The organism is Solibacillus isronensis, assembly GCF_023715405.1.
GTDB lineage: Bacteria > Bacillota > Bacilli > Bacillales_A > Planococcaceae > Solibacillus > Solibacillus isronensis_B.
The window spans coordinates 34702-46802 of the sequence record NZ_JAMBOC010000009.1 but is presented as its reverse complement, the minus strand read 5'-3'; the positions used below and the strand labels follow the sequence as shown (position 1 = coordinate 46802).

General features: G+C 31.2%; 8 protein-coding genes and 1 pseudogene. 6 read left to right on the top strand and 3 right to left on the bottom strand.

The annotated features are described in order from the left end of the window. Window positions 1–382: 382 nt before the first annotated feature. Both M3166_RS18440 and M3166_RS18435 read left to right on the top strand, forming a co-directional pair. Window positions 383–1657, top strand: coding sequence for a helix-turn-helix domain-containing protein (locus tag M3166_RS18440; protein ID WP_251691659.1), 1275 nt, complete (start codon window positions 383–385; stop codon window positions 1655–1657). Between the two features lie 2 nt (window positions 1658–1659). Then, entirely contained in the window at window positions 1660–1800 is a 141-nt protein-coding gene (locus M3166_RS18435) for a hypothetical protein (RefSeq protein WP_251691657.1), read from the top strand. A gap of 1018 nt (window positions 1801–2818) precedes the next feature. On the opposite strand, the gene M3166_RS18430 is transcribed toward M3166_RS18435, so the two are convergent. The 3 genes from M3166_RS18430 to M3166_RS18420 all read right to left on the bottom strand — a co-directional run bounded on the left by M3166_RS18430 (window position 2819) and on the right by M3166_RS18420 (window position 4477). Continuing rightward, the gene (locus M3166_RS18430) at window positions 2819–3391 is read right to left on the bottom strand and encodes a hypothetical protein (protein ID WP_251691655.1); all 573 of its coding nucleotides are present in this window, start codon (window positions 3389–3391) and stop codon (window positions 2819–2821) included. 164 nt (window positions 3392–3555) lie between these two features. Then, complete coding sequence (locus M3166_RS18425) at window positions 3556–3897, bottom strand: hypothetical protein (RefSeq protein WP_251691653.1); 342 nt, start codon at window positions 3895–3897, stop codon at window positions 3556–3558. Window positions 3898–4024: 127 nt separating this feature from the next. Then, window positions 4025–4477, bottom strand: coding sequence for a hypothetical protein (locus M3166_RS18420; RefSeq protein WP_251691651.1), 453 nt, complete (start codon window positions 4475–4477; stop codon window positions 4025–4027). A 1810-nt stretch (window positions 4478–6287) separates the two neighbouring features. Between M3166_RS18420 and M3166_RS18415 the strand changes: the two genes are divergently transcribed. From M3166_RS18415 to M3166_RS19535, 4 genes and pseudogenes are all read left to right on the top strand, one after another. Then, window positions 6288–6539: a hypothetical protein gene (locus tag M3166_RS18415; RefSeq protein WP_251691649.1), complete on the top strand. Its 252-nt coding sequence runs from the start codon at window positions 6288–6290 to the stop codon at window positions 6537–6539. Between the two features lie 513 nt (window positions 6540–7052). After that, a pseudogene (locus tag M3166_RS19540) lies at window positions 7053–7178 on the top strand (IS3 family transposase); the annotation flags it as partial. Window positions 7179–9703: 2525 nt separating this feature from the next. Beyond that, on the top strand, window positions 9704–11149 hold the full coding sequence (locus M3166_RS18410) for a hypothetical protein (RefSeq protein ID WP_251691647.1): 1446 nt from the start codon (window positions 9704–9706) through the stop codon (window positions 11147–11149). 708 nt (window positions 11150–11857) lie between these two features. Further along, the gene (locus M3166_RS19535; protein WP_353056589.1) at window positions 11858–11995 is read left to right on the top strand and encodes a nucleotidyltransferase family protein; all 138 of its coding nucleotides are present in this window, start codon (window positions 11858–11860) and stop codon (window positions 11993–11995) included. The last annotated feature ends 106 nt before the right edge of the window (window positions 11996–12101 follow it).

The following is a 12101-nucleotide window of genomic DNA, read 5'->3' as shown; positions in this document are numbered from 1 at the left end:
GCACTTCATCGTCTTTTAATGAATTCTCAATTGTAATCGCTTTTTCATTAATTGGAGCTGCTCCTACTGAACTTGAGCTTAAGCCTGCGCCTCCTACCAATATTGATAATGCCAATCCTGATGCTAATAACTGCTTTTTCATCTTTCTTCCTCCTTCAAATTTTTAAAATTTTTATATTATAAATCGAAAGTAAACTTTCGAATCTATAATCAATAAAACAAACTTAACAAAAAGCATTTTATGTAAAATAATGTTAATATTAAAAAGATGGAAAATATACCAAAAAATGTTGGGAAATGGATTGCGGAAATCTTCTTGAAAACTCCTATAAAACCTTAAAAATTTCTTAAAATTTATGTTTTTATGAAAGGGAGCGGAAAAATGATTGGAAATATTATAAAGCACGAACGAAAAAAGCAAGGAATGAAACAAGGGGTCTTAGCTAAAGGGATATGTTCTCCATCTTATTTATGTAAAATAGAAAATAATCAAGTTGAATCTAGCTCAGAAATTTTAAGTTTATTACTAGAGAGACTAAATATAAAAATAAATATTTCTGAAAAAAATTCAATTGATAATATCGATTATCGAAAGGAGTTATTGGAGATATATGAAGAAGTAAGAAGGCTAAAATCAATTAAGCTTACGCAAGAGAAATATAATGATTTACTAAAAAAACAATCTCGCTATTCTTCTAGAACTGCATACTGTGATTACAAGTTAGTAGTGTTGAATATGTTATTAATGCTACATAAAACTTCACCAGAAATAGAAAGAGAACTCTCACTTTTCAACAATCAAGAATCTGATTTAGATAACTTACAATTGTATTTATATAAAAAATGTATGGCAATACACCATTACCATAACCATCATTATGAATTAGCCAGCTTAATTTTTGATCAAACAATTCTGATTTATCCTCAAAGATACTTTGATGATTTTGAAAAGGCTGATTTAAATTATATGAATGCCCTAGCTAAGTTAGCTAATAATCAATATTTAGCTAGTATTAATGAAATTAAACTTTCAACTAACTACTTTATTGATAATTTGATGTTTACTAGAGTTATTGAATGCTTATTAGTTGAAGGAATATCATATCAAAAAGTTCAAAATCTTAATAAATCTCAAGAAATTTATTTAAAAGCGCTAAAATTTTCGATGGAGTCAAATAATGAAAAATACAATGCTATTATCTATCAAAATCTGGGATCAGTAACTGCCGCAATAGGAGATTTAAACTTATCCCTTGAGTATTATTTGAATAGTTTAGATTTAAAAGTAGATGTAGAAGATCAACTATTAACTATTTTTTCCATAATTCAAGTTTACTCACGAAAAATGGATAAAAACAATATGCAAATATGGTTGGAAAAAGGTTTAAAGCTTATTGAAAATAAAAAAAATTTACAATCATACTATTATCATTTCAATATATACAAGCAACTATTTCTCCAATTTAATGACCTTAAATTTTTGAATTCTGCCATAAAATACTTCGAAGACATAAAAGATTACCGTCATACTTATAAATATGGTATTAAAGTAGCTGAATTATTAAAGTTAAATGGTAAGTATAAGCAAGCTAGTGAATACTTTGAAAAATCTATATCCTATAAAAATTATAAAATATTACATTGGGAGGACCTTTAAATATGACTAAGAAAAAAAGAATTAGCGTTTTATTCATGTTACTTATTGGATTTATAATTTTTGCTTTGGAATCACCAGTAAATGCTGAAAATCAACTTCCTGGAATAGTTATATCTGAATCAAATCCAAATTTAATAGAATAACCGCAGGTGCTGGAATTATTAAGTGTCTAAAAGTAATTATAAAAGTTGTCCAATTTTAAGTCCTGTATCGACGATATAAAAATAAAATTCGTCTCATTCTAACGTGTTAATACTCATGGTTATTATTATGTTAGGCATTATCGACCAAAGTATTTTGACTGTATTGAATCTAGACAACAATTTTCTATCAAATTTAATTATTGGCAGCGTTAGTGTTACTACCAGTGCTCTACGCGCCACAAAAGGCAATTTACGAGTGCTGTAAAGCAAAGAAAAGCAAGTCTAGGAGTATCATTTATCCTAGACTTGCTTTTCACTTTTAATACGCTAATTGAGCTTTTAGAGCAATAATCCTGTTAGCATTTCCAATGTTTACGTACTTATTCGCTGGACTACATACTGGTTATATCTGATATGTCTTAATTTCTAGAACGATTTATAAAGGATTTTAGCGGGTTTACGATTTGTATGTGTGAGAGGAGGCGATATGTTATGTCTGATACATCGAATATAAAGTTTATATCGGATATATCTGATACAACAATAGGTGGAGAACTTATTTGGTTTCCACCACAATGCAGACTAAGAGCTGAATTTTTGTCAAATCGCTTATTTACTTCTTATCAAAGGAATTCCACTAGTAAATAGAAAAAACAATCAAATACATAATTTTAACAGTTTCTTACATATTCGAAAATTGCATAAATCACCTGTTCTACTTTGCTTTCAAACGCTGTCTCAAATTTTAAGTATTTCCCTGATTAAGAATATGCACGAATTTATACAACATCAACAAGATGAAACATTCTCATAAACACGCTCAAACCATTGTCAGTATTACCTTTTAGTAAAAGTGTATAAAATAACGCATAAACAATGTACCAATCAAAAATCCACAAACGCTGATATAACAACGTTCATGGATTTTTGATGTATTCCCAAACTTGCATTTGGGAACGTTTATTGGGTTGATTTTGTATACTCTATAAATCCTTGATATGCCAAAGCACCAGTTATCTTAAGAAGGCTTATTTATTTCTAGCAACAGCAATTCTAAATCATATTTTAAGTTACTTTTTATCTCTGTATCAAATGTCCCTTGTACTTCTTGTATAGGGTAGTTTTGTTTTTGAACTATATACTTTTTTAGCTTTAAAAAAGTAGTTAAAGGAAAATCAAAATCATACCACTTTTCTCTGTAACCAATAAATCCGTTTCTTTTTATTAAAGCATCTATTTCTATTAACACCATCAGTAAAAAGTCATCATATGGGTATTCTGTTTTAATAAGTGTTTTAGTGTTATTTTTGTCGAATTCATCTTCATAATAGACCGCAGTTATTTTCAGTATATTATTTTCTTTTAATTCAAAAGACCAAACAATTCTTGCTGGTTCGCCTTCCCATTCACACACAGTTTTACTCATTATTTCCCCTTTCGGGACACACAAGGAGTTTAAGAGCATTAGTGACCTTAGAAAATCATCTAAACTATCAGATAAATAACTTGCCCTAAACTCTAATACCTGTCCATTGACTTCAACAATACAGGTAGACCATCCAATTCCACTCAGATAATATTTAAACTTCACTTTTATCTCACCTACTTCGATTAGCGTTCTATTTGTGTTATCACAGCTAACACTTTGTATTAGCTGCTGGATCGAACGTTCCCAAGCTTTGATTTGGGAACGTTATTTTGTATGGATTTGTATAATGAAATCAGTGAATACTAGATATTAAATAAAAGCACAGCTTATTGTTTTTTTGCATAAAAATCTTTATACATAATAACGATAAGGGTAAAAGTAAATACTGGGATAAGATAATCTCTATCGCTTGGAACGTTATTTACTGAAGAATTGTCAATAATAATACTAATTATTATTGAAATTAAACTAATGGCACTAAAAATAATAAATACCATTTTATTTTTCGAAATGTATTCCTTCTTAACTTCAAATAACAAGTAAATTAGTGCAAAGACTACTAGAGTAATTCTAGTCACAAACAGTTGGTCATATTGCCAATAGAACGTTGCTAGTAAAAATATAATCATGATTATATTTAAAACGATGGACATGTTAATTTTTTTCATTCCCAAACACACCTCTTTTACTAGCAATTATACAGAAATCAAAGAGCAAAACGCACCCAAAGCGATGTTTGGGCACATCTCAAAATTCATGTTGAACTAAGCACCTGTTAGCTTAAGAAAGGTCTATTTATTTTACTTCTACTGAGAAGGCATAATTCCCGTCTCCTTGCTTCCAATCAGATACTACACTATATACATACACACCTTTTTCTTTAGGAACCACAATTGAGCCATTTTTCACTTCAACTTTTTGTATATTGTTTTCATCTACCCATTGCTCTACCTTCATTGTTCCATCAATGGGTTTTTTCTTAAATTCAATTTTTATTTTTTCATTAGGTGATACAACTGTTGGGTTATGCGTACTTGCCATATCAAACAAACTTGTATAAGCCTTATCTACACACTGAACTGAAAGTATCCCCTCCCAACAATACGAACCTTGTGTAGTAGGAATCTTAACATCTCCTATTGTTACGTTTGGTGTAGGTGGTTCTGAACGAAACGGTTCAAAAATAAATATCCCTATCATAATCAGTCCAATAATAATTAATACAGAGATCTTTTTAATTGTACTCACCCCTTTATTTACAGTAGACGTTAATATTGAATGAAAGTAACAATAGAACACCAAAACACCTTATATTTCAAAGGGCCGGCTTTTAATCATTATAATTCCCTATTTCATAGATAACTTTAAAATCAAGGTTAAATAGAAACCTTAGCTAAATTTATTTCCTTGTTGTAGCTATTGTTTTTTCCACTAGCGAATATTCCAAATAGGCCTAAATCGGCACAGGATTGTTTCTCCCCTTTAGCTTTTAACCACTAATAATGTTTATAGTGCTAATATATCAGATATTTTCTCTAAAATAATAATTATGATTATATCTATTGTTTCGGCTATAAACCTAGTACCATATATTATTAAATATCCTTTCTTAGGTGTACACATGATAAATGTTGATTTATCAACGTTTATTGGCGTTTCACGGTTTTATTAACACTAAAGTTTTTGTCATGTGTACACATGAGAGGCTTTTCATATGTACACATGATAAATGTTGATTTATCAACGTTTGTTGGCGTTTTACGGTTTTATTAACACTAAAGTTTTTGTCATGTGTACACATGAGAGGCTTTTCATATGTACACATGATAAATGTTGTTTTATCAACGTTTATTGGCGTTTTACGGTTTTATTAACACTAAAATTTTTGTCATGTGTACACATGAGAGGCTTTTCATATGTACACACGATAAATGTTGATTTATCAACGTTTATTGGCGTTTCACGGTTTTATTAACACTAAACCTTCATCATGCGTATACATGATAAAGGTAGGTTTTCAGTTTCGAATACAAAATTTAGTAGTAGTGAATCTCATTAAACAGTTTTATGTTGCTTGTGTTCTAACCAATGCAATAAACAATTGGCGATAGCGAGCTGTATGCCGTACATATATCATTTAAATGAATGCATTTCCTGCCGTTCCTATCCGGATAAAACAGTCTAATCAGAGTTGTAAGAGACATGTTGAATTGATGGTAAATTACTTAGATAACCAAGGGGTTCACCTACCGTTACTAATTGAATCACTACGAATGATAAATAATACAGCTCAATTTATAATGTAGAACAGCAATAAATCTATCTACTTATGGTGAACTAAATCTCCTTTAAATCCTATGTATGCTATGCTCCCTTAACTATTACTTAAAACTCAATAAATCTAATAACATGTCTGCTATAAAAGAATTATTACAACACACCGGATAAGATACTACAAAACCGATAATTTAAAGGTATGTTGATCGAAATAAAAAAGAATAGGAATTGATGTGCCAGTAATGAAAAAGATTAAGGGAAACAAATGTAGAAAGTTATCGCTTCTTGATGGGGGGCTTTCAACTCCTACCGAAGATGTTTCTTGATGGGGGGTTTTTAGGCGCAAATCCCCCCATCCAGAACCCCCGAATCTAGGAAGTAGGGTACTAATTCAATAGTAGTAACGTTTTGAAGGGTTTTCGGAAGGACTACTAATAGGGGTTAGGTAAGGACTCAAAGCTCCCAATATTTTCACTTAATATTGACCGTAATGTTTTTGCTCCTTACACATGATTTCCTTATAAAAATCCCCCAATAAAACTCATGATTGGTATAGCATAATAGTTGTAATACAATCATTTAGATAAAAATAGCATATCAAATCGTAGGGAATCCCCCGCCAATCTGATTTACATTCTACGCAATAAGTAGGTGTATTTTAGGTCAGCTTTTTGTGTGTTAAAAGGAAGGCATGGAATTGAAAGTAATGAAATTAAAACCCTAGTTATCTGAATATGGCACAACCATTTATACAGTTCTTAAAACAAGGATTCATACAAAAATGCTGTTACATGAATTTGAATTAGATTTACTGGAACAGATATTGAAGTACACTTATTTAAGAGCAGTCGAATTAGTTGATTACTTTGATGTCATTCGAGAAAAAAACGGCTTTTTAACTGATGATATAGTGAGAGCAAGACAGAATTTAACATTAATGTTTTCAGAACAATTAAGTGAATATGTTTTAAAAACCCTTTTGAATCAATGGCTCTTTAATTTAGAAAGTGCTTTATTGCCACTTAACTATTAAAGTAACCGTTTTAACTGAACAGGAACTATTATCGCAAACAAAGCGTATATTTTATTCCCCAGATATAGTTATTAAGCTGATGCAAGTCGGGAAGAAAGAAAAATATTACTTTGTTTTGCATATGAATATTGGGGATATCCGAAGCCAGCAATGATTTAGAATCATATCTGTTGTACATATACAATCATCGATATGTGTACCATATATGTACGTATGTTTACTTTTATGTTCTAAAATTAACGCTAATATGTGTACATATAAAGAACCTTATCATATCAATGTTTACAAGTATTTTTGAACGTTTAAAGAGAGTTGTCAAAGAAATGTATGATCTTATATGTATATGTAAAGTCATCGATATAAGTACAATATATGTACATATATTGTACACATATTGCCTCGACAATTTTCCGGTACATGGTAAGCAACGTTTGTCGCCTTATGACCCATTCCTAACTTTGAAGCTACACCTAAAAGATAGGTAAGTTGATAATCTAAAGGAGGGAGGCGTTACAGAAGAAAATGGAGAAGAACATCCGTTATTACAATGAGAATCGAATTAAACAAAAACTGGCTTGTATGAGCTCGGTAAAATACCGAACTCATACAAGCCAAGTTGCTGCATATTTAAAAATCTAACTTAAAGGGGACACTACCATTTCTGAGTTCAAGATTTTTGTATATTTAATTAAAATATTGAGTAATTTAAACTAAATTATTTTTAAATCATTGATATATCAACGTATAAAGGTGTTTCTTAAGCTGAAAAATATACAAATCATTCGTATATTTATGTATTAATTATATATAATTTTTTGAAATTTTTTTAACTTATTGCAAAGCTTGTTTCGTATATTTAGTTAAATATCGCATAATTCAAAACCTAATTATTTTTAAATCACTGATATATCAACGTATAAAGTTGTTTCTTAACTGAAAGGTCATACAAATCAATTGCATGTTTATTCATTATTTATATATTTACTTTGTTCCTTCATTTATAATTTAAATTATACAAGTAATTCAATTATTAATTATAATTATAGAGAGTGGGGTTTTTTTAATCGAACGTTCTCGTTTTAAATGAAATATAAAGAGTTATATTCCGGGCGGGAGCAACTTGAATTTCAACCAATTTTTAATTCAAAACCTTAAAACCTGTATTTTGCATGTTTAATGTATATTATTTCTATAAACTTTCTATAAACTTTTTTAAAACATTGATATAACAATCTTAATAACCACTCATCAATTTATTTAGATTGTAATTACATATGTATATACGAATAAAAATACAAACCTTTACTCCTTAAATAGTTTAACCGTTGGTTAACCGATCTTTAAGTATCAAGAGTAAACATAAAAAATAATCATGTAACTTTTAACTTGAGAAATTCCCTTAGTTTGTTCGGTTACCATGGGTTCGATATTGTATCGGGCTCATGCCTTTAATTCAACAATACGCACTTATTCGCTTAACTACGTGCTGGTTATATCAGTTGCATCAGTTATACCAGATATGTCTGATATACATTAATTTGTAGAATGAGAATGATTTAAAAAGGAGTTTAGTGAGTTTTTACGAATTTTATGGTACTAGAGGAATAAGCAATCCCCAGTTACGAATCAAGGGCTAGAAAATACACAAGAACATCAAAATACCTTGTACTTCCAAGGGGCGGTTTTTAATCGTTATAATTTCATTGACACCTTAAATACTAAGATTAAATAGTGTCGAGAAAATATTTAACGGCGCCCTAGATTTAGTTATCGGTGGCTAAGTCATCGGTCATAATCCCATAACCCGAAATAAATTTGTTTCCGTGTTATTGCTGCTGTTTTTCCCCTTGAAAATATTCCAAATAGGCCTAAATCTGCACAGATTGTACTTCCCCCTTAGCTTATATATACATGCGAGGCTTTTCATGTGTACATCGATTGTACACTTGATGTACACACAATAAATGTTGATTTATCAACGTTTATTAGAATTTTATCGTTCATTAACCACTAAAGTTTTGTCATGTGTACACATGATAAAGTTAATTTTATAAAATTAATTGTTACGCATGTACATACGATGTACACACGATAAATGTTGATTTAACAACGCTTATTAGAGTTTTACAGTTTTATTAATACTAAAGCTTTATCATTTGTACACCTGATAAAAGAAGGTTTTCAATTGCGAATATTAAATTTAGATTAGGTAGTAAATCTCGTTAAACAATTTATGGTGCATGTGTTGTAACCAATTCAATAAACTTCGCGATAGCGAGCTATATGCCCTACATATAGCATTGAAATGATTGCATTTCCTGCCGTTACTATCCGGATAAAATAGTCTAATTAGAGTTGTAAGAGACATGTTGAATTGGTGGTACATTTATTAGATAACCTAGGGTTTAAACTACCGTTATTAATTGAATCCCTACGAATGATGAATAATACAGCTTCAAATTATAATGTATAACAGCAATAATTCTATCTGCTTATGGAGAACTAAATCTTCTTTAAATGCTCTGTATGCAATGCCCCTCCACTACGCTAAAATCCCCTTAAACATTACTTAAACTCAATAAATTAAATAACATATATGCGTCTAAACAAATCAATACAATAACCGAATATGATAATACAAAAGCGATAATTTACATGTAGATTTATTAAAATTATAAGCAAGGAAATGAAGAGTTAGAAAAGTAGAATTACGTGAGTAAATAAGTAAAAAAATCATTGCTTCTTAAAGTATGGTTTTTACCGATTATCGAATTACTTCTTAAAGTACGGTTTTTTACGATAAAACCATGCTTTAAGATGAAGGGGATGTAGGAAGTATAGCAGTAAGCCTGTCACAGCATAGTTTTAAAGTATATTTTGGACGACTACTAAAAGGGGTAAACTGATGAGTCCAAACAGTAGCTGCACATTCCCAATCATCATAAAAGTGTCTGCTCCATTCATACGACTTCCCACCTGAAAATCCATAATAAATTAAACTCCTTATTTGTATAAAGTAATAATTGTGATACAATCATGTAGGAAAAAAACAGCATACAAATCGTAGGGAATCCCCCGCCGATCTGATTTACATTCTACGCAATAAGTAGGTGTATTTTAGGTCGGCTTTTTTGTGTTCTAAAATGTGAAAGGAAGTAAACGTAATGAAATTAAAACCTAGATTATCTCAATATGGCACAACCATTTATACAGTCCCTAAAGCAAATGGTTATAACAAACTGCTGTTACATGAATTTGAATTAGATTTATTGGAACAGGTAGTAAAGTACACCTATTTGAGAGCAGTTGAATTGATCGATTACTTTGTCGTGATACGAGATAAGAACGGCTTTTCAAATGAAGATAATGTAAGGACTAGGCAGAATGCTACAAAAAGGTTGGCTAAAATTAAAGACGCAGGTGTATTAAAATCAAATGAAGCAAGTGAATATAAAGGGCACAACCTTTTGTATAAACGTATTTTCTACACATTTACTAAACGTACACTTGAAATTCTATATTCGCTAAACCGATTAACTGATGATGAACTTGCTTATTACACAGTGGTATTAGAGAAAAACATGCGATTTAAACCACCATCCATCCACAGTATAGCCATCGCTGCATTAGGAACTCGGCTCGACTTACAGTTAAATAGTAAATTGGGTAAAGATGATTTCGTTATCAGTAAAGGTACGACACATCCACTTTTTAAAAACTATACCGATGAGGCGGACCAAATTTTCCCAGACCTATTGTTAGAGTTACCTGACCTAAATAAACTACTTGTTTTTGAAGTGGACGGAGGAAGGCAATTACGAGATGTAATTGCGAGCAAGTATTTCCGTTATAAGAAAATGCTCTCCAGCGATTATGTGAAAAAATACAACAGTGAATTACAGGTACACGTTATCTTTTTACCAATTGATGCTGATTTCTTAACCGATGAAAACCGCAGTAGCAAATCGCACCGGATAAAACATTTAAAGAACTGTATTCCTAGCTTCGAAAAGTGGGGCAGCAATTTAAATATTTTCACCATTCGCTATAGTGCTATCGAGGAATTTGTAAATCGAACAATAACGTTTTCAGAACATTTAAGTGAATATGGTTTAAATGCTCTTATGAACCAGTGGATCTTCAATTTAGAAAGTGCTTTAATGCCGCTTAATTATAAAGTAACGGTTTTAACTGAACAGGAACTATTACCACAAACGAAACTGACAGCTTTTTCCCCGGATACTGTTATTAAGCTAAAGCAAGTTGGGAAGAAAGAGAAACATTACTTTGTTCTGTATATGAATAATGGGGATATTCGAAGCCAGCAACGATATTTAAAAACGATTCAGCGCCTAACAGCTATCAACGAAAGTGAGTCCAACAATTTACACATTAATTTATTGCTGCTCTATGCTACTTTCCATTCAAGGAAAACAGATGTATTAAACGACTTGGTTGCGTCTGATGATTTACAAATTTTTGCAACAAGTGAAGAAGAATGGAGGGAACTTGCTGAAGCGGAGAATATGGAGCGGGTTGTTTTACCCCTATATGAGCAAAATAACAAGTTGCTTAGTTACACTTTACGGAAGGAGAACTATCGCTTGTGAAGCATAGCAAGAGCTTCAAATAATTACGCTATATTTTACAGCATGGTCTTTTATGAAAATCGAAGAATGAACCTAATTAATACACGACTATTAATACTGCCTCGTTCATTATCCAATTCGATTGGTGTAACAATATGGTAGCTTACCACGTCTCCTACAATCGGATTTTCTAACTCTCTAAAACAGTTTGTTTAAGGAGTATCAAGAACCTCCAAAGATGCTTACAGATGAGATTAGAAACTGCACTAAATGGGGTCCCGTCAGAAAAATCCCTTCATGTTGTAAATTCGCATTTTTCTAGCGGGACTCCAAATTTAACGTATTGGAGGCCATTGCTGCATATTAAAGCCTCTTACCTGTTACTTAACTAATTCTTAAATCATTTACATCACAACCGCCGGTTTTGTATGTTTAATGTATAAAATCCCCTAACCGTTTTAAAACCGTTACCGCCCAAAGCATGTAATCTTGTAAGAAAATTGGGAAGCTGGCGGAAGAGTAGATCTGACAAAAGTAAGAAACATATTGATTCCGCACAGGTTTAATTGCAGCAGTCATTGCAAAGAAAATGGGATATGAGCGAGGGGATACGTGTTCCAATAAAAAATCAGTAAACGTCGCTACAACAAAGTTTACCGATTTTTCTGTTGACCCCAAACTTGATTTGGAAACGTTTATATACGTTTAAATAACAATCACATAGAAATATTGGCTCTTTATGGTTTGACAGATTTATTTGAAGGAATAGTTAGACCTACGCCTTCATTTAATCAAAATTCCGAATTACACACTATTTATTCAAACCGAATACGAAGTAAAAAATGGGTTCTATTTGGAGTAAATTAACAGTTGAATCTGAATAAAAATCCTTAACGCATTCTTTAGTCACAAGCAGCACAATACTCCTTATCCAATTGAATGATGCGGTTGGTTACCAAAGTTTCATTTGGGG